Annotated in this window: 18 protein-coding genes, 1 tRNA gene, 1 pseudogene and 2 other annotated features; of the genes and pseudogenes, 13 read left to right on the top strand and 7 right to left on the bottom strand. The window is 50.6% G+C overall.

Going from position 1 to position 19556, the window contains the following annotated elements:
• Positions 1–778: 778 nt before the first annotated feature.
• A complete protein-coding gene (gene ylcC / locus SF0474; protein ID NP_706420.1) occupies positions 779–1111 on the bottom strand; it encodes a periplasmic copper-binding protein in 333 nt (110 codons plus the stop codon).
• A 23-nt stretch (positions 1112–1134) separates the two neighbouring features.
• Positions 1135–2517 carry a copper/silver efflux system outer membrane protein CusC gene (gene ylcB, locus SF0473; protein NP_706419.1) on the bottom strand — a complete coding sequence of 461 codons (1383 nt, stop codon included), beginning with the start codon at positions 2515–2517 and terminating at the stop codon, positions 1135–1137.
• A 156-nt stretch (positions 2518–2673) separates the two neighbouring features.
• On the opposite strand from ylcB, the gene ylcA reads away from it, so the two are divergent.
• The 6 genes and pseudogenes from ylcA (at position 2674) to envY (ending at position 11966) form a co-directional block, all read left to right on the top strand.
• Positions 2674–3357: a DNA-binding transcriptional activator CusR gene (ylcA, locus tag SF0472; RefSeq protein NP_706418.1), complete on the top strand. Its 684-nt coding sequence runs from the start codon at positions 2674–2676 to the stop codon at positions 3355–3357.
• Positions 3347–4789: a sensor kinase CusS gene (gene ybcZ / locus SF0471; protein ID NP_706417.2), complete on the top strand. Its 1443-nt coding sequence runs from the start codon at positions 3347–3349 to the stop codon at positions 4787–4789. Before ylcA ends, ybcZ begins: the two co-directional genes overlap by 11 nt.
• 149 nt (positions 4790–4938) lie before the next feature.
• A complete protein-coding gene (gene nfrB, locus SF0470) occupies positions 4939–7176 on the top strand; it encodes a bacteriophage N4 adsorption protein B (RefSeq protein ID NP_706416.1) in 2238 nt (745 codons plus the stop codon).
• Positions 7163–10131: a sequence feature ('Similar to Escherichia coli K12 bacteriophage N4 receptor, outer membrane protein gi: 1786780 (991 aa). BLAST with identity of 97% in 989 aa. This CDS contains an in-frame stop codon. The sequence has been checked and is believed to be correct.'), on the top strand. Its footprint overlaps the gene before it by 14 nt.
• A pseudogene (nfrA, locus tag SF0469) lies at positions 7163–10131 on the top strand. It overlaps the preceding feature by 2969 nt. Before nfrB ends, nfrA begins: the two are co-directional and overlap by 14 nt.
• On the top strand, positions 10132–11022 hold the full coding sequence (ybcH, locus tag SF0468; RefSeq protein NP_706415.1) for a hypothetical protein: 891 nt from the start codon (positions 10132–10134) through the stop codon (positions 11020–11022).
• A 182-nt stretch (positions 11023–11204) separates the two neighbouring features.
• Positions 11205–11966: an envelope protein gene (gene envY / locus SF0467; protein NP_706414.1), complete on the top strand. Its 762-nt coding sequence runs from the start codon at positions 11205–11207 to the stop codon at positions 11964–11966.
• Between the two features lie 45 nt (positions 11967–12011).
• On the opposite strand, the gene SF4444 is transcribed toward envY, so the two are convergent.
• A tRNA-Arg gene (locus tag SF4444) sits at positions 12012–12088 on the bottom strand.
• Between the two features lie 179 nt (positions 12089–12267).
• Between SF4444 and SF0466 the strand changes: the two genes are divergently transcribed.
• From SF0466 to insB, 3 genes are all read left to right on the top strand, one after another.
• On the top strand, positions 12268–12561 hold the full coding sequence (locus SF0466) for a hypothetical protein (protein ID NP_706413.1): 294 nt from the start codon (positions 12268–12270) through the stop codon (positions 12559–12561).
• Positions 12540–13307: a mobile genetic element, on the top strand. (Overlaps the previous gene by 22 nt.)
• Complete coding sequence (gene insA, locus SF0465; RefSeq protein ID NP_706412.1) at positions 12595–12870, top strand: insertion element IS1 protein InsA; 276 nt, start codon at positions 12595–12597, stop codon at positions 12868–12870. Its footprint overlaps the feature before it by 276 nt.
• Entirely contained in the window at positions 12897–13292 is a 396-nt protein-coding gene (insB, locus tag SF0464; protein NP_706411.1) for an insertion element IS1 protein InsB, read from the top strand. Its footprint lies within the feature at positions 12540–13307.
• Here the strand turns inward: insB and SF0463 are convergent.
• The 3 genes from SF0463 to sfmA form a co-directional block, all read right to left on the bottom strand.
• Positions 13303–13803 carry a hypothetical protein gene (locus SF0463; RefSeq protein NP_706410.1) on the bottom strand — a complete coding sequence of 167 codons (501 nt, stop codon included), beginning with the start codon at positions 13801–13803 and terminating at the stop codon, positions 13303–13305.
• A 30-nt stretch (positions 13804–13833) precedes the next feature.
• The gene (gene sfmC / locus SF0462) at positions 13834–14526 is read right to left on the bottom strand and encodes a fimbrial chaperone protein FimC (protein ID NP_706409.1); all 693 of its coding nucleotides are present in this window, start codon (positions 14524–14526) and stop codon (positions 13834–13836) included.
• 219 nt (positions 14527–14745) lie between these two features.
• Complete coding sequence (gene sfmA / locus SF0461; protein ID NP_706408.1) at positions 14746–15321, bottom strand: type-1 fimbrial protein subunit A; 576 nt, start codon at positions 15319–15321, stop codon at positions 14746–14748.
• Between the two features lie 447 nt (positions 15322–15768).
• Between sfmA and folD the strand changes: the two genes are divergently transcribed.
• The 3 genes from folD to ybcI all read left to right on the top strand — a co-directional run bounded on the left by folD (position 15769) and on the right by ybcI (position 17466).
• The gene (folD, locus tag SF0460; protein NP_706407.1) at positions 15769–16635 is read left to right on the top strand and encodes a bifunctional 5,10-methylene-tetrahydrofolate dehydrogenase/ 5,10-methylene-tetrahydrofolate cyclohydrolase; all 867 of its coding nucleotides are present in this window, start codon (positions 15769–15771) and stop codon (positions 16633–16635) included.
• On the top strand, positions 16616–16849 hold the full coding sequence (gene ybcJ, locus SF0459; RefSeq protein NP_706406.4) for a hypothetical protein: 234 nt from the start codon (positions 16616–16618) through the stop codon (positions 16847–16849). Before folD ends, ybcJ begins: the two co-directional genes overlap by 20 nt.
• Before the next feature lie 107 nt (positions 16850–16956).
• Entirely contained in the window at positions 16957–17466 is a 510-nt protein-coding gene (gene ybcI / locus SF0458; RefSeq protein NP_706405.1) for a hypothetical protein, read from the top strand.
• A 35-nt stretch (positions 17467–17501) separates the two neighbouring features.
• Here the strand turns inward: ybcI and cysS are convergent, their stop codons facing one another.
• A complete protein-coding gene (gene cysS / locus SF0457) occupies positions 17502–18887 on the bottom strand; it encodes a cysteinyl-tRNA synthetase (protein ID NP_706404.1) in 1386 nt (461 codons plus the stop codon).
• Positions 18888–19060: 173 nt separating this feature from the next.
• Between cysS and ppiB the strand changes: the two genes are divergently transcribed.
• On the top strand, positions 19061–19555 hold the full coding sequence (ppiB, locus tag SF0456; protein ID NP_706403.1) for a peptidyl-prolyl cis-trans isomerase B: 495 nt from the start codon (positions 19061–19063) through the stop codon (positions 19553–19555).
• Position 19556 lies beyond the last annotated feature (1 nt).

Raw genomic sequence — 19556 nt, 5'->3', positions numbered from 1 at the left:
CAGTGGACAATGCTAGACAATGACAGACACAGATAAGCAACCTACCTTCCTCTTTCGCGACCACGTTATCTTTGGCGATATTCATTCCCGCGCGCAGATCAAACGCGGTGATCACGCCATCAATGGGCGCTTTGAGCGTAAAGCGAGTCTGGATTTTTTGCGTGGCGATCAGGTGGCGAATATCCGCCTCCGGCATTCCCGCCAGTCGCAGCCGCTCAAGAATGCCTTCAGTCTGGGTCGCCGTACCGCCGGTTTCGCGCAACAGTAAATACTCACTCTGCGCTTCCACCCAGTCGGGAATGGTCAGGTCGAGAAGCGGTGTGCCCTTTTGTACTTTATCGCCCACGGTAAGCGGATACACCTTGTCGATAAACCCGGCAGCGCGAGCCTGCACAATGGCATACTGATACTCGTTGTAACTGACATTCGTCGGGAAACTCTGGGCAAAAGTCAGCGGCCCGCGCGTGACGGTAGCCGTTTTCACCCCCAGATTCTGCGTCTGAGTCGGGTCAATGCGCACACCAGACGCAGAACTCTCTTCATCGGCATATTTCGGCACCAGATCCATATCCATAAACGGCGATTTACCTGGTTTATCGAACCGCGTATTGGGATACATCGGGTCGTACCAGAATAAGATTTTACGTTCTGCGGTCGGCATTTTTTCTGCGTGCGGTTCCGCCTGGTCAAACCAGGTAAAACCTGCCGCTGAAATAATACCGCCCGCGATCATGCTGCCGATAATAAGCGCGATTTTTTTCATCTCATTAAACCTGGGTTACTGGCTGACTTTAATATCCTGTAATAAAGAAAGGTTGCCCTGCTGGACAAAATTAAACGCCACTTTGTCGCCGGTTTTAATTTCACTCATTTTCGTCTGCGGGGTGATGGTAAAGCGCATGGTCATCTCCGGCCAGTTGACGGCAGCAATCGGATCGTGATGGATGGTGATTTTTTTGCTTTCCAGATCAACACCTTTTACCACACCGGTGGCACTAATGACCTGTGGTTGTGCTTCGCTCATGGTTTCATGATGATGTTCGTTAGCCTGGGCATTAAAGCCAATAACGGTAAACAGACTGAACATTGCGACTTGCAGTGCTTTTTTCATTTATTCTCTCCTGGAGTTAAAAATTATTGCTGCCAACCGCCCCCTAAGGCGGTATACAAATAAATTTCGTTAACCTGACGGGCATAATTCAGGTCAAGTAAAGTTTGTCGGGTTGCAAATAAAGAACGCTCGGCATCCAGCACTTCCAGATAACTTACCGCGCCGTGCTGATATAATGCCCGCGCCCGTTGCAGGGTAATTTGCAGCGACGCCAGATAACGCTGCTGGGCGCTGATTTGATCGTCCAGGCTTTGACGTAATGCCAGCGCATCTGCCACCTCTTTAAAGGCGTTCTGGATTTTCTGTTCATAATTCACCACCGACTGCTGCTGGCGAATTTCGGCGATATCCAGATTGGCCTGGTTGCGTCCGGCATTAAAAATGGGGATCTCAATTTTAGGAATAAAATTCCACATCCCGCTGCTAGCGTTAAATAATGACGACAGATCGCTGCTGGCGGTTGATATTCCGCTGGTCAGGCTGATAGACGGGAAAAATGCCGCACGCGCAGCACCAATATTAGCATTAGACGCCATTAACGCGTGTTCAGCTTCCATAATATCCGGGCGCTGCAATAAGATTTGCGACGACAAGCCCGCCGGTAATTTAACGCTTTGCAGGCTGCCGCTGTTTACTGTCTGCGCTTGCGGTAGCTTGCCGTAGCTTCCCAATAACAGTTGCAATGCATTATTCGCCTGCGCCAGTTCCCCCTGACGTTTAGCGATGTCACTGCGGGTACTTTCTATCACCCCGCGAGCCTGTTCCAGCGCCAGAACATTGCTGCTACCGGTCAACAGTTGTTTTTCGACAAACGCATATGACTGCTGATAATTACGCAGCGTTTCTTCGGCTATTTGCAATTGCGCATACGCCAGCTGCTGATTGAAATAGCTTTGCGCGACATTAGAAACCAGCAAAATATGCACCGCGCGCTGGGCTTCCTCAGTGGCTAAATAATTTTGGCGCTCGGCTTCGCTCATGTTCTTTAAGCGACCGAAAAAATCGAGATCAAAGCTGGCGTTAAGGCCAGTCGAGAACTCCCGCGTCGTGGCTGAATCGCCTTTAAGATTGCCGCTCCAGCTGCCGCTGCCCTCGCCATTGAGCTGTGGGTAGCGGTCGGCATCGGTCAGACGATATTGCGCCCGTGCCTCCTGCACTTTCAGCGTCGCCATGCGCAAATCCCGGTTATTCACCAGCGCCTCGCTAATCAGCGTCTTCACCTGATTATCAACAAAAAAGGTGCGCCAGCCCACGTTCTGGTAGTTATCCGCTGCGTTAACCAGGCCGTTCTGGCTGAGTGAGAACTGCTGCGGTACGGGCATTACCGGACGCTGATAATCCGGTGCCAGTGAACAACCAGTTAGCGCAAGGGCCACACAAAATGGCAGAAGTTTACAAGGAGACATAGGCTCATAATTTCTGGTGATTTTATGTCGCCAACTTTACTCGCCAGGCTCTGATTTTCCGGTGACAGGAAAATGACAAAATTGTCATTTTGCCAATAAGCGATTGCCATCTGATCCCGCTACTCTAGAATTGCCCGGGCAACATGCGGAGGAAATATGAAACTGTTGATTGTCGAAGATGAAAAGAAAACCGGAGAATACTTGACCAAAGGGTTAACCGAAGCCGGTTTTGTGGTCGATTTGGCCGACAACGGGCTGAATGGCTACCATCTGGCGATGACCGGTGATTATGACCTGATAATCCTCGATATTATGCTGCCAGACGTGAACGGCTGGGATATCGTGCGCATGTTGCGCTCCGCCAATAAAGGGATGCCGATTCTGTTGCTTACCGCGCTTGGCACCATTGAACATCGCGTCAAGGGGCTGGAGTTGGGGGCAGATGACTACCTGGTGAAACCGTTCGCTTTTGCTGAACTGCTGGCGCGGGTGCGCACTCTCCTGCGGCGCGGGGCGGCGGTGATTATCGAAAGTCAGTTTCAGGTTGCCGATCTGATGGTCGATCTCGTCAGCCGCAAAGTCACCCGCAGCGGCACGCGCATCACTCTGACCAGTAAAGAATTTACTCTGCTGGAGTTTTTTCTCCGCCATCAGGGCGAAGTGCTGCCCCGCTCGCTTATCGCCTCGCAGGTATGGGACATGAATTTCGACAGCGACACTAACGCCATTGATGTGGCGGTGAAGCTGCTACGCGGCAAAATCGACAACGACTTTGAGCCGAAGCTGATTCAAACCGTGCGCGGCGTGGGTTACATGCTTGAGGTGCCGGATGGTCAGTAAGCCATTTCAGCGCCCGTTTTCGCTGGCAACCCGCCTGACCTTTTTTATCAGCCTGGCCACCATCGCGGCGTTTTTCGCCTTTGCATGGATCATAATCCACTCAGTAAAAGTGCATTTTGCCGAGCAGGACATTAATGATTTAAAAGAGATTAGCGCCACCCTTGAACGGGTACTAAATCACCCTGACGAAACGCAAGCCCGACGCTTAATGACGCTGGAAGATATCGTCAGTGGTTATTCCAACGTGTTGATTTCCCTGGCAGATAGCCACGGCAAAACGGTGTATCACTCCCCCGGTGCGCCTGATATCCGCGAGTTTGCACGTGATGCCATACCCGATAAAGACGCGCGGGGTGGCGAGGTGTATCTCCTTTCCGGCCCGACGATTATGATGCCAGGCCACGGTCACGGGCATATGGAACACAGCAACTGGCGGATGATTAACTTGCCGGTTGGCCCGTTGGTGGACGGCAAACCGATTTATACGCTCTACATCGCGCTGTCGATCGATTTTCATCTTCATTACATAAATGATTTGATGAATAAACTTATTATGACCGCATCGGTAATCAGCATCCTGATCGTCTTTATCGTGCTGTTGGCGGTACATAAAGGTCACGCGCCGATCCGCAGCGTCAGCCGTCAAATCCAGAATATCACCTCGAAAGATCTCGACGTTCGCCTTGACCCGCAGACCGTGCCGATTGAGCTGGAACAGCTGGTACTGTCGTTCAACCATATGATCGAGCGTATTGAGGATGTCTTTACTCGCCAGTCCAATTTCTCAGCGGATATCGCCCACGAAATTCGCACACCAATTACTAATCTCATTACGCAAACGGAAATCGCCCTCAGCCAGTCGCGCAGCCAGAAGGAGCTGGAAGATGTGCTCTACTCTAATCTCGAAGAGCTGACGCGAATGGCGAAAATGGTCAGCGATATGCTGTTTCTCGCTCAGGCCGATAACAACCAGCTAATCCCCGAAAAGAAAATGCTCAACCTGGCGGATGAAGTCGGCAAAGTGTTCGATTTTTTCGAGGCGCTAGCGGAAGATCGCGGCGTGGAGTTGCGGTTTGTTGGCGACAAACGTCAGGTTGCGGGCGATCCGTTGATGCTGCGTCGGGCGCTAAGCAACCTGCTTTCTAATGCCCTTCGTTATACGCCAACCAGAGAGACAATTGTAGTACGCTGTCAGACGGTCGATCACCAGGTGCAAGTTTCCGTCGAAAACCCCGGTACGCCCATTGCGCCCGAGCACTTACCGCGATTGTTTGACCGTTTCTATCGCGTTGACCCCTCCCGCCAGCGAAAAGGTGAAGGTAGCGGTATTGGGCTGGCGATAGTGAAATCGATTGTTGTCGCGCATAAAGGCACGGTTGCGGTAACGTCAGATGCGCGGGGGACAAGGTTTGTTATCACATTACCCGCTTAATTATTCAGCAAACGGCAACTTTTATAACCAGTGTAAAAATAACGTGCCGCAATAGTCATACATATTAATGGTAAAAAGCTGTCACAATTCATAAAAAACCTTAATATACGCCACCCTAAACATAACCAGCGTTAATGTAAGGTTTTTGTGTGGACTGGCTTCTTGATGTTTTTGCTACCTGGCTCTACGGCTTAAAAGTAATCGCGATAACGTTAGCGGTCATCATGTTCATCAGCGGGCTGGACGATTTTTTTATTGATGTCGTCTACTGGGTACGCCGCATTAAACGCAAGTTGAGTGTTTATCGCCGCTACCCGCGAATGAGTTACCGCGAACTGTATAAACCAGATGAAAAACCGTTAGCGATTATGGTTCCGGCGTGGAATGAAACGGGCGTCATCGGCAATATGGCCGAGCTGGCGGCGACCACGCTCGACTACGAAAACTATCATATCTTTGTTGGCACCTACCCCAACGACCCCGATACTCAACGTGATGTTGACGAAGTGTGCGCTCGCTTTCCGAACGTGCATAAGGTAGTCTGCGCGCGTCCTGGTCCCACCAGCAAAGCCGACTGCCTGAACAACGTGCTGGACGCCATCACCCAGTTTGAACGTAGCGCCAATTTCGCTTTTGCTGGTTTTATTCTGCATGACGCCGAAGATGTGATTTCACCGATGGAATTGCGTCTGTTCAACTATCTGGTCGAGCGTAAAGATCTGATTCAGATCCCAGTGTATCCGTTTGAACGCGAATGGACGCACTTCACCAGCATGACTTACATTGATGAGTTTTCAGAACTGCATGGCAAAGATGTTCCGGTGCGTGAAGCCCTCGCCGGACAAGTGCCCAGCGCAGGCGTCGGCACCTGTTTCAGCCGCCGCGCCGTGACCGCACTGTTAGCTGACGGTAACGGTATTGCTTTCGACGTGCAGAGTCTTACTGAAGATTACGACATTGGCTTCCGCCTGAAAGAAAAAGGTATGACGGAAATTTTTGTCCGTTTTCCGGTGGTGGACGAAGCCAAAGAACGCGAGCAGCGTAAATTTTTACAGCACGCACGGACGTCAAACATGATCTGCGTGCGCGAATATTTCCCCGATACCTTTTCGACTGCGGTTCGACAAAAATCTCGCTGGATCATCGGCATTGTTTTCCAGGGCTTTAAAACCCATAAATGGACCTCCAGCCTGACGCTGAACTACTTTCTCTGGCGCGACCGCAAAGGGGCAATCAGTAACTTTGTCAGCTTCCTCGCGATGCTGGTGATGATCCAGCTTTTGCTGTTGCTGGCGTATGAAAGTTTGTGGCCCGATGCCTGGCATTTCCTTTCTATTTTTAGCGGCAGCGCATGGTTAATGACCCTGCTGTGGCTAAACTTTGGCTTGATGGTTAACCGCATCGTGCAGCGAGTGATTTTCGTCACTGGCTACTACGGCCTCACGCAGGGCCTGCTTTCCGTCCTGCGTCTTTTCTGGGGCAACCTGATTAACTTTATGGCTAACTGGCGCGTGCTGAAACAGGTTCTTCAGCACGGCGATCCGCGTCGCGTCGCGTGGGATAAAACAACGCATGACTTCCCCAGCGTCACTGGCGATACCCGCTCGTTGCGCCCGTTAGGTCAAATTCTGCTGGAAAATCAGGTCATCACTGAAGAACAACTCGATACAGCACTGCGTAATCGCGTCGAAGGTCTACGCCTGGGCGGTTCAATGCTGATGCAGGGGCTGATTAGCGCCGAGCAGCTGGCACAGGCGCTGGCAGAGCAAAACGGCGTGGCGTGGGAATCCATCGATGCCTGGCAGATCCCGTCCTCGCTGATTGCCGAAATGCCAGCCTCCGTAGCGCTGCATTATGCAGTACTGCCGCTGCGTCTGGAAAATGATGAGTTAATTGTCGGCAGTGAAGATGGTATTGACCCGGTTTCGCTGGCGGCCCTGACGCGTAAAGTCGGACGCAAAGTGCGTTACGTCATTGTTCTGCGGGGACAAATTGTCACAGGGTTACGCCACTGGTATGCACGCCGACGCGGTCACGATCCGCGGGCAATGTTGTACAATGCGGTTCAGCATCAGTGGCTCACGGAACAGCAGACCGGTGAAATCTGGCGGCAATATGTGCCGCATCAGTTCCTGTTCGCCGAAATACTGACCACGCTCGGTCATATTAATCGTTCAGCAATTAACGTGTTGTTATTGCGCCATGAACGCAGTTCTCTGCCGCTCGGCAAGTTTTTGGTCACCGAAGGCGTTATCAGCCAGGAAACGTTGGATCGCGTCCTGACAATTCAACGCGAATTACAAGTTTCGATGCAATCACTATTACTCAAAGCAGGTTTAAACACAGAACAGGTTGCGCAACTGGAGTCCGAAAATGAAGGAGAATAACCTTAATCGCGTCATCGGATGGTCTGGTTTACTGCTGACGTCTTTATTGAGTACCAGCGCACTCGCAGACAATATCGGCACCAGCGCAGAAGAGCTGGGGCTGAGCGATTATCGCCATTTTGTTATTTATCCCCGTCTCGATAAGGCGCTGAAGGCACAGAAAAATAACGACGAAGCAACCGCCATCCGCGAATTTGAATATATACACCAACAGGTGCCGGATAATATTCCGCTGACTTTATACCTTGCGGAAGCCTATCGTCATTTTGGTCATGATGACCGGGCGCGGCTGTTGCTTGAGGATCAACTGAAACGTCACCCAGGAGATGCCCGACTTGAGCGCAGTCTGGCGGCTATTCCAGTTGAAGTGAAAAGCGTTACGACTGTTGAAGAACTGCTTGCCCAGCAAAAAGCGGGCGACGCTGCGCCGACCCTGCGTTGTCGCAGTGAAGTCGGGCAGAATGCCCTGCGGCTGGCACAATTACCTGTCGCCAGAGCGCAACTGAACGATGCGACGTTTGCTGCATCGCCGGAAGGAAAAACGCTGCGAACCGATCTGCTGCAACGGGCAATCTACCTGAAACAATGATCCCAGGCAGATACGCTATACAATGAAGCACGCCAGCAGAACACATTAAGCGCGGCAGAACGCCGTCAGTGGTTTGACGTGCTTCTTGCCGGGCAGCTGGACGATCGGATCCTGGCACTGCAATCACAGGGGATCTTCACCGATCCTCAGTCATATATTACTTACGCGACCGCGCTGGCTTATCGTGGCGAAAAAGCACGCCTCCAGCATTATCTCATTGAAAATAAGCCGCTGTTTACCACGGGCGCACAAGAGAAAAGTTGGCTCTATCTGTTATCTAAATACAGCGCCAACCCCGTTCAGGCATTGGCGAATTATACGGTGCAGTTTGCCGATAACCGCCAGTATGTTGTTGGCGCGACGCTACCGGTGCTGTTAAAAGAAGGTCAGTACGACGCAGCGCAAAAACTGCTCGCCACCCTCCCCGCCAATGAAATGCTTGAGGAGCGTTATGCTGTCAGCGTGGCGACCCGTAACAAGGCTGAATCTCTGCGTCTGGCACGATTGCTGTATCAGCAAGAACCGACAAATCTTCCCCGCCTGGATCAACTGACCTGGCAACTGATGCAGAACGAGCAGTCACGCGAAGCTGCCGATTTATTGCTGCAACGCTATCCTTTCCAGGGCGATGCGCGTGTCAGCCAGACTTTAATGGCGCGACTGGCGTCTCTGCTGGAAAGTCATCCTTACCTAGCAACGCCGGCGAAGGTGGCGATTTTATCGAAACCCTTACCGCTGGCGGAGCAACGTCAGTGGCAAAGTCAGTTGCCGGGTATTGCAGATAATTGCCCGGCAATAGTTCGCTTGCTGGGCGATATGTCGCCTTCCTACGATGCTGCCGCCTGGAACCGTCTGGCAAAGTGTTATCGGGACACGCTACCCGGTGTGGCGTTGTATGCATGGCTTCAGGCCGAACAACGACAACCGAGCGCCTGGCAACATCGTGCGGTAGCCTATCAGGCGTATCAGGTTGAGGACTACGCCACCGCACTGGCGGCCTGGCAGAAAATCAGTCTTCACGACATGAGCAATGATGATCTGCTCGCCGCCGCCAACACCGCTCAGGCAGCGGGAAATGGCGCAGCTCGCGATCGCTGGCTTCAACAGGCAGAACAACGTGAGCTGGGAAACAATGCTCAATACTGGTGGCTGCATGCGCGACGTTATATCCCAGCTCAGCCAGAACTCGCACTGAACGATCTCACGCGCTCAATCAATATTGCCCCTTCTGCCAACTCTTACGTTGCGCGGGCGACAATTTATCGCCAACGTCATAATGTTCCGGCCGCGGTGAGTGATTTGCGCGCCGCGCTGGAACTGGAACCAAATAATAGCAACACCCAGGCAGCGCTTGGTTACGCCTTGTGGGATAGCGGTGATATCGCACAGTCGCGGGAAATGCTCGAACAGGCGCATAAAGGGCTTCCGGACGATCCGGCACTGATCCGACAACTGGCCTACGTGAACCAGCGTCTGGATGACATGCCTGCGACGCAGCACTACGCCCGGCTCGTGATTGATGACATTGATAATCAGGCATAACCCCACTGACCCCAGAGCAAAATCAGCAACGCTTCAATTTCCGCCGTTTGCATGAGGAGGTCGGTCGCCGCTGGACGTTCAGTTTCGATTCTTCCATCGGCTTGCGTTCCGGCGCAATGAGTACCGCTAACAATAATGTCGGCGGTGCAGCGCCTGGGAAAAGCTATCGTAGCTACGGACAACTGGAAGCCGAGTACCGCATCGGACGCAATATGCTGCTGGAAGGCGACCTGCTCTCAGTTTATAGCCGCGTCTTTGCCGATACCGGAGAAAACGGGGTGATGATGCCGGTGAAAAATCCGATGTCCGGCACCGGTCTGCGCTGGAAGCCGCTGCGCGATCAGATCTTTTTCCTCGCCGTCGAACAGCAGTTGCCGCTGAACGGGCAAAATGGCGCATCCGATACCATGCTGCGCGCCAGCGCCTCATTCTTTAATGGCGGCAAATACAGCGACGAATGGCACCCGAACGGTTCAGGCTGGTTTGCCCAAAACCTGTACCTCGATGCGGCGCAATATATCCGCCAGGATATTCAGGCGTGGACGGCAGATTATCGCGTCAGCTGGCATCAGAAGGTAGCTAACGGACAGACTATTGAGCCTTACGCTCACGTTCAGGACAACGGCTATCGTGATAAAGGCACTCAGGGCGCGCAGCTTGGCGGTGTCGGGGTCCGCTGGAATATTTGGACCGGCGAGACGCACTACGACGCCTGGCCGCACAAAGTCAGTCTCGGCGTCGAGTATCAACATACCTTTAAGGCGATTAATCAACGTAACGGAGAGCGCAACAACGCGTTTCTCACCATTGGAGTGCACTGGTAAATGCGTAAGTTCATTTTCGTATTGCTGACACTGCTTTTGGTCAGCCCTTTTTCCTTTGCGATGAAAGGTATTATCTGGCAACCACAAAACCGAGATAGTCAGGTTACCGATACCCAGTGGCAGGGGCTGATGAGTCAGTTACGTTTTCAAGGCTTCGATACCCTGGTTTTGCAATGGACCCGTTACGGCGATGCATTTACCCAGCCAGAACAGCGCACGTTATTGTTTAAGCGTGCCGCAGCTGCGCAACAGACTGGCCTGAAGCTGATTGTCGGGCTGAACGCCGATCCGGAATTTTTTATGCACCAGAAACAGTCGCCTGCAGCGCTGGAAAGCTATCTTAATCGCCTGCTGGCTGCCGATCTCCAGCAAGCCAGATTATGGAGCGCCGCGCCTGGCATAACGCCGGATGGCTGGTACATCAGCGCGGAAATTGACGACCTGAACTGGCGCAGCGAAGCCGCCCGTCAACCTTTGCTAACATGGTTAAACAACGCGCAGCGGCTGATTAGCGATGTTTCAGCAAAACCGGTTTATATCAGTAGTTTTTTCGCCGGAAACATGTCGCCCGATGGCTATCGCCAACTGCTGGAACAAGTTAAAGCAACCGGAGTTAATGTCTGGGTACAGGATGGCAGCGGCGTGGATAAACTTACCGCTGAACAGCGTGAACGTTATCTACAGGCCAGCGCCGATTGCCAAAGCTCCGCCCCAGCAAGCGGCATTGTTTATGAACTGTTTGTCGCCGGCAAAGGCAAAACCTTTACAGCGAAACCGAAACCGGACGCAGAAATTGCCTCGCTGTTAGCGAAACGTTCCTCTTGCGGTAAAGACATGCTCTATTTCTCTCTGCGCTATTTGCCCGTCGCGCACGGCATTCTCGAGTATTAAATCCCCTCCAGGTAAGTCGGGTACGACCTGGCTTACCTCTTTCGCTCTCGTCAGAATTCCATCAAGATTAATTACTAAAAAGCATGCTAAAGAAAGAAGATCGTTATCGGCGAACGGGCCGATCACTCATGCAGGAAGCATAGATCCTTTGAGCGGAGTTTCTGATATCTGAGGAGTGCGAAATGCAATTGAGCAGCAGTGAACCTTGCGTGGTGATCCTGACCGAAAAAGAGGTAGAGGTAAGCGTCAATAACCATGCTACGTTTACCCTTCCGAAAAACTACCTGGCCGCCTTCGCGTGCAACAATAACGTCATTGAACTCTCAACGTTAAATCACGTATTAATCACCCACATCAACCGTAACATCATCAACGATTATCTGTTGTTTTTAAATAAGAAATTAACCTGTGTAAAGCCCTGGTCGCGGCTAGCAACCCCGGTTATCGCTTGTCATAGCCGTACACCGGAAGTGTTCCGGCTAGCCACCAACCACAGCAAGCAGCAATCCAGCAAACCCTGCGAAGCGGAGTTGACGCGCGCATTACTTTTTACCGTATTGTCTAACTTTCTTGAGCAATCGCGGTTTATTGCCCTACTGATGTATATCTTACGCAGCAGCGTCCGCGACAGCGTCTGCCGCATTATTCAAAGCGATATTCAGCATTACTGGAATCTGCGAATTGTCGCCAGTTCGCTATGTTTAAGCCCCAGCCTGCTCAAAAAGAAATTAAAAAACGAAAATACCAGCTATAGCCAGATTGTCACAGAGTGTCGTATGCGTTACGCCGTACAGATGTTATTGATGGATAACAAAAATATCACTCAGGTGGCGCAATTATGTGGCTATAGCAGCACGTCGTACTTTATCTCTGTTTTTAAGGCGTTTTACAGCCTGACACCGTTGAATTATCTCGCCAAACAGCGACAAAAAGTGATGTGGTGAAGGGCAAAGCGGAAACGGATAAGACGGGCATAAATGAAGAAGAAATGGCGCGCCCTGCAGGATTCGAACCTGCGGCCCACGACTTAGAAGGTCGTTGCTCTATCCAACTGAGCTAAGGGCGCGTTGATACCGCAATGCGGTGTAATCGCGTGAATTATACGGTCAACCCTTGCTGAGTCAATGGCTTTTGATCTGGTTGCTGAACAAGTGAACGACCGCGTCTGATTTTCTGATTTATTTCGCTATAGCGGCAAACAAACGCACACCGCTGCGCGTCTGAATCAAGAAAACCCGTATTTTCATGTATCAAAGTACAATTTACCGCCCTAACGGAAAATTGTCCGCTCCTATGAGACTGGTAACTATGAAACCAACGTCGGTGATCATTATGGATACTCATCCTATCATCAGAATGTCTATTGAAGTTCTGTTGCAAAAAAACAGTGAATTGCAGATTGTCCTGAAAACGGATGATTACCGCATAACCATCGATTATCTCCGAACCCGTCCTGTTGATTTAATCATTATGGATATAGACTTGCCCGGAACAGACGGTTTTACCTTCCTGAAAAGGGTAATGCTGCCAACTTACTGATTTAGTGTATGATGGTGATTTTAAGGTGCTTGCGTGGCTTCCATTTCCATCAGATGTCCTTCCTGCTCCGCTACTGAAGGCGTGGTGCGTAACGGCAAAAGCACTGCCGGACATCAGCGCTATCTCTGCTCTCATTGCCGTAAAACATGGCAACTACAGTTCACTTACACCGCCTCTCAGCCCGGTACGCACCAGAAAATCATTGATATGGCCATGAATGGCGTCGGATGTCGCGCCAGTGCACGCATTATGGGCGTTGGCCTCAACACGGTTTTACGTCACTTAAAAAACTCAGGCCGCAGTCGGTAACCTCGCGCATACAACCGGGCAGTGATGTGATTGTCTGCGCTGAAATGGACGAACATTGGGGCTACGTCGGTGCTAAATCACGTCAGCGCTGGCTGTTTTACGCGTATGACAGGATACGGAGGACGGTTGTGGCGCACGTCTTCGGTGAACGCACTCTGGCCACACTGGAGCGTCTTCTGAGCCTGCTGTCGGCCTTTGAGGTCGTGGTATGGATGACGGATGGCTGGCCGCTGTATGAATCACGCCTGAAGGGAAAGCTGCACGTTATCAGCAAGCGTTACACTCAGCGCATTGAGCGACATAATCTGAATCTGAGACAACATCTGGCAAGGCTGGTACGGAAGTCACTGTCGTTCTCAAAATCGGTGGAGCTGCATGACAAGGTCATCGGGCATTATCTGAACATAAAACACTATCAGTAAGTTGGAGTCATTACCCGTGAGCGCTACTCAACAACGCTATCTGAGGAATAGTGATGTTCAGGCGCATCGCTGCAAAATCAAAGTTAATTGTGGCATCAGGTACAGCTTTCAGTAAATTGATGCATTTATTGTTTTGCTGCTGGGCTAACTCGGGAAATGCACTGCTATTAAGGCCAATTCGTTCAAGGAGTACCTGGTTAAAACAGGGCATTAACCCACCTGATTTATCACCTGTATTTTCTGTTGTCGATTCAAATACGATATCCTGTGAACCAATGAACTCATCATTACGCCAGAGATCCACCCGATACACGCCCGCAGGTTGATGATTACCTCTCTCAAAGCGCGATAAATCAGCAACGGATGTGCCATTCTCTAATAAAAATGCCGGGTTGAAATAACTTTCCGCATAGCTTAAAAAGGAGGGTAAAATGGCAAGAGATGAATAACAAATTCCGGCCAGACACCAGGTATACCTCTGCGGAATATCCGTAGTAGTGGGTATTTTCATAATTAGCTCTGATATTGTCAGATGATTCGGTTAGTTTAAGTTCACTTCTCTGACCGGGGTTACTGAACCATAATCATTAACGGTCTGAAATTTCAGCTTTCCCTGCACTCCTGAGGGTAAGGGAATTTGTGAACTAACTCTGGGTGCCGCCATAGCATTCCCCAACTTTTGGCTGCCCACTTGCAGGTTAACGAGGGTGACATAAAAAGGTGATGGATTATGAACATTGATATAGTTACCGGATCGCGAAAACTTGAGTGTGTCCGGCGCTTCTGCGGGTAATTCTTGTAATTGAATTGGACGGAGAAATAATTTCATGCGCGATAAAATCGCCAGTTGCAAAACATTCCTGCCGTTCAATGCATTTTTATCTACCGAAGGGATCGTCTTAACATTCATCCAGAACAGAGACTCACGATCTGCCGCCAGCGGTGGACCGGTGTAAATAATACGCAAAGTATTTTCGCTTTTGGGTTCACTAACAAATAGTGGCGGTGTAATGATGAATGACTTTTCTTTTACACCGCTGCTGTTTTCAATCCACGAATTGACCAGAAAGAGCTCATTGGTATGGCTATTTTTAATCCATACCGCAGTCTGTTTAGCATCAGCGGGATAAATAATACGCGTGGCACCTAATGCGATCCCTCCGGCAGCATGGGCGCTGGCCGAAATGATTAAATAAAATATCATGAGCATCAATAACTTTATTTTAGTCATCATAGTTAATACGCCTTGTGTATTCCTGACGGCAAAAATAAGGAGTATAAAGAAATGATTGCTTTGGCTTCTTACAACACATCATTCCCTTTTCATTTAATAAAGCGGCATGATACAAAGTGAACGTGGTTTCGATTTACATTGCCACCATACCGCTTCAGACAACCGGTACATTACTTTGTTATAAGACGTGATATATAATTCAAAACAACGTGGTTTTGATTATTCGTATCTCATAATAAAAGTCGCGTCAGCATTTGCTTGCCCTGCTGATGCACTTGTACCGGTGCCTTTATAACGTGCAGAAAAATGAAGAACGTTGGTCCCGGGGATCAAGTTCTGGTTGGTTGAGAAGCTATTCCCATCAGGTTTGAGAATTGCGGATGTATTATCAAGTATTTCAATACCGACACCCGTTGCTGTTGTTGTATTTGTACTGGATACAATGGCCAATAAATTATCATTGATTGCATCAGCCTGACCAGAAAATGCAACGGCAGCATTAGCGGCAACAACAGGATCGCAGTCGTTCAACTGAATGGTGAATGGAATTAATGCAGAGGTATTACCAACAGCATTGAAAATATCGGTACGATATTGACCGAGTGTGACAACCTGGTCTGCCGAGTCAGTATTCACTGAACAGGCAGCATTCACCAGTTCGCCTTCAAAGTGAATTGTACCGCCATCTACAACGGCAGCATAACTACCCGTAGCGGCGAATAGTGCGGCAGCCAGCGCAGACGAAATAAATCTTAATTTCATATATATTCCTTCAATCTCATTTATCGACTCCACATCCGTATATAACCGATTACTTTATTTAAGACACTGATAGTAGTAAAATTCCTTTTTATCCTCTAAGAATGTCTTAATTGAAAATATGCACTCTATTCTAAAAAATAGAGAGCCCCGTTAGATGAATACTTCCGCGCAAAATATATTCACCACAAATATAGACCTGAAGCGGTAAATTACCAGGCTGAAAATTCTTTTTATATTGTCAGGTATTTCTTAAATTATCTTAATCCTTAAACAAGGAAATAAATCAGTTCCAGATTTACAACGCCATCATGTACGAAAAATGAAGCTTTCAATCTCAGCGACCTCAGCGACGGTGCGCCTAACCTTCGCAAGAGGTCGCTTCACGCGATAAATCTGAAACGAAACCTGACAGCGCGCCCCGCTTCTGACAAAATAGACGCATCCCCTTCGACCTACGTAACAGATGGAATCCTCTCTCTGATGGCAGCAAAGATTATTGACGGTAAAACGATTGCGCAGCAGGTGCGCTCTGAAGTTGCTCAAAAAGTTCAGGCTCGTATTGCAGCCGGACTGCGGGCACCAGGACTGGCCGTTGTGCTGGTGGGTAGTAACCCTGCATCGCAAATTTATGTCGCAAGCAAACGCAAGGCTTGTGAAGAAGTCGGGTTCGTCTCCCGCTCTTATGACCTCCCGGAAACCACCAGCGAAGCGGAGCTGCTGGAGCTTATCGATGCGCTGAATGCCGACAACACCATCGATGGCATTCTGGTTCAACTGCCGTTACCGGCGGGTATTGATAACGTCAAAGTGCTGGAACGTATTCATCCGGACAAAGACGTGGACGGTTTCCATCCTTACAACGTCGGTCGTCTGTGCCAGCGCGCGCCGCGTCTGCGTCCCTGCACCCCGCGCGGTATCGTCACGCTGCTTGAGCGTTACAACATTGATACCTTCGGCCTCAACGCCGTGGTGATTGGCGCATCGAATATCGTCGGTCGCCCAATGAGCATGGAACTGTTGCTCGCAGGTTGCACCACCACCGTGACTCACCGCTTCACTAAAAATCTGCGTCATCACGTAGAAAATGCCGATCTGTTGATCGTTGCCGTTGGCAAGCCAGGCTTTATTCCCGGTGACTGGATCAAAGAAGGCGCAATTGTGATTGATGTCGGCATCAACCGTCTGGAAAATGGCAAAGTTGTGGGCGACGTCGTGTTTGAAGACGCGGCTAAACGCGCCTCATACATTACGCCTGTTCCCGGCGGCGTTGGCCCGATGACGGTTGCCACGCTGATTGAAAACACGCTACAGGCGTGCGTTGAATATCATGATCCACAGGGTGAGTAACATGGCGACATTTTCTTTAGGTAAACATCCGCACGTTGAGCTGTGCGACTTGCTGAAACTGGAAGGCTGGAGCGAAAGCGGCGCGCAGGCGAAAATCGCGATTGCCGAAGGCCAGGTGAAAGTCGACGGTGCGGTTGAAACGCGCAAACGCTGCAAAATCGTCGCCGGTCAGACAGTGAGTTTTGCAGGACACAGCGTACAGGTTGTTGCCTGATCCCTTTCCCGGCCTGTATCAACAGGCCGGTTCTCTTTTCAGACTTTTGCCCTCTACGCCCCGTTCATCCATGCTGATAGCATCGACATTTTGCCGAAGCGACCATCATGCCAACCGTTATTACGCACGCCGCCGTTCCCCTTTGCATTGGTTTAGGGTTGGGTTCGAAAGGTCTGTTATTTGCCGGAATCATCCTGGCGATGCTGCCCGATGCCGACGTATTGTCGTTTAAATTTGGCGTTGCTTACGGCAATGTTTTTGGTCATCGCGGTTTTACCCATTCGCTGGTGTTTGCGTTTGTTGTCCCGCTCTTATGTGTGCTGATTGGACGTCGATGGTTCAGGGCTGGGCTGATTCGCTGCTGGCTGTTTTTAACCGTCTCGTTGCTATCGCACAGCTTACTGGATTCGGTAACCACTGGCGGTAAGGGCGTTGGCTGGCTGTGGCCGTGGTCAGATGAACGCTTTTTCGCTCCCTGGCAGGTGATTAAAGTCGCGCCGTTTGCATTGTCTCGTTACACCACAGCGTACGGGCATCAGGTGATTATTTCCGAATTGATGTGGGTGTGGTTGCCGGGGATGCTACTGATGGGAATGTTGTGGTGGCGCAGACGATAACCGGATGCGAAAACTCGCATCCGGCAATTGCGCAATTACTTACGACGCCAGGTGGTCCCTTGCGGGCCATCTTCCAGCACGATCCCCATCTCGTTAAGACGGTCACGTGCCGCATCTGCCGCCGCCCAGTCTTTCGCTTTACGGGCATCCAGACGCTGTTGAATTAACGCTTCAATCTCAGCCACTTCGCTGTCGTCTGCCTGCGCGCCGCTTTGCAGGAACGCTTCCGGTTCTTGCTCCAGCAGGCCCAATACAGCGGAAAGTTTACGCAGGTGAGATGCCATTGCATTCGCCGCTGCCATATCTTCTGCTTTCAGACGGTTCACTTCACGCGCCATATCAAACAGCACGGAATAGGCTTCCGGGGTGTTGAAATCGTCGTCCATCGCTTCAATAAAGCGCGCTTCAAACGCTTCGCCACCGGCAGGCGCAACGGTTTTATCTGTGCCGCGCAGCGCAGTGTAGAGGCGCTCCAGCGCCGCACGCGCCTGCTTCAGGTTCTCTTCGCTGTAGTTCAGCTGGCTGCGATAGTGGCCCGACATCAGGAAGTAACGCACGGTTTCCGCGTCGTAGTATTTCAGCACATCGCGCACGGTAAAGAAGTTACCCAGCGATTTGGACATCTTCTCGCGGTCAACCATCACCATTCCGGAGTGCATCCAGTAGTTCACATACTGACCATCATGGGCACAGGTGGACTGCGCGATTTCGTTCTCGTGGTGCGGGAACATCAGGTCTGAACCGCCGCCGTGGATATCAAAGTGGTTACCCAGCTGCTTGCAGTTCATGGCCGAACATTCAATGTGCCAGCCAGGACGACCCGCGCCCCACGGAGACGGCCAGCTCGGTTCGCCCTCTTTCGACATCTTCCACAGAACGAAGTCCATCCGGTTGCGTTTGTCATCAACCACGTCAACGCGCGCGCCAGCCTGCAGCTGGTCGAGATCCTGACGCGACAGCACGCCATAAGTTGGATCGGTCGGGACGTCGAACATCACGTCGCCGTTGTCCGCCACATAAGCGTGACCTTTGGCGATCAGTTGTTCAGTGAGTTCAATAATTTCTGCGATATGGTGCGTCGCGCGCGGCTCCATATCCGGGCGCAGAATGTTCAAAGCATCAAAATCTTTGTGCATTTCGGCGATCATGCGATCCACCAGCGCCACAAAGCTTTCGCCATTTTCATTGGCGCGTTTGATGATTTTGTCGTCGATATCGGTAATGTTGCGCACATACTTCAGTTTATAGCCGAGGAAACGCAGATAGCGCGCAACCACGTCAAAAGCAACAAAGGTACGCCCGTGACCGATATGACAGAGATCGTAAACGGTGATTCCACACACGTACATGCCGACTTCCCCGGCGTGAATAGGCTTAAATTCCTCTTTTTGGCGTGTCAGAGTATTGAAGATTTTTAGCATCGAAGATTCCGTTTAGACATGTGTGGGTAATTGAGTTGCGTATAATACCCATATTTCCCGCGCGAATCAGCATACATTGCGTGATGATCCGATCGTGCGGTTATGCTATAACACCACCCTATATATGACCCGAACTGGGTTGAAGCACCAATCAAACGGAACAGGATGCAAAAATGGTTACTTTCCACACCAATCACGGCGATATTGTCATCAAAACTTTTGACGATAAAGCACCTGAAACAGTTAAAAACTTCCTGGACTACTGCCGCGAAGGTTTTTACAACAACACCATTTTCCACCGTGTTATCAACGGCTTTATGATTCAGGGCGGCGGTTTTGAACCGGGCATGAAACAAAAAGCCACCAAAGAACCGATCAAAAACGAAGCCAACAACGGCCTGAAAAATACCCGTGGTACGCTGGCAATGGCACGTACTCAGGCTCCGCACTCTGCAACTGCACAGTTCTTCATCAACGTGGTTGATAACGACTTCCTGAACTTCTCTGGCGAAAGCCTGCAAGGTTGGGGCTACTGCGTGTTTGCTGAAGTGGTTGACGGCATGGACGTGGTAGACAAAATCAAAGGTGTTGCAACCGGTCGTAACGGTATGCACCAGGACGTGCCAAAAGAAGACGTTATCATTGAAAGCGTGACCGTTAGCGAGTAAT

This window comes from Shigella flexneri 2a str. 301 (genome assembly GCF_000006925.2).
In the GTDB taxonomy this organism is placed as follows: Bacteria; Pseudomonadota; Gammaproteobacteria; order Enterobacterales; family Enterobacteriaceae; genus ECMA0423.
Note: the sequence above shows the minus strand (reverse complement) of the source record. Positions and strands in the feature narration are given on the sequence as shown.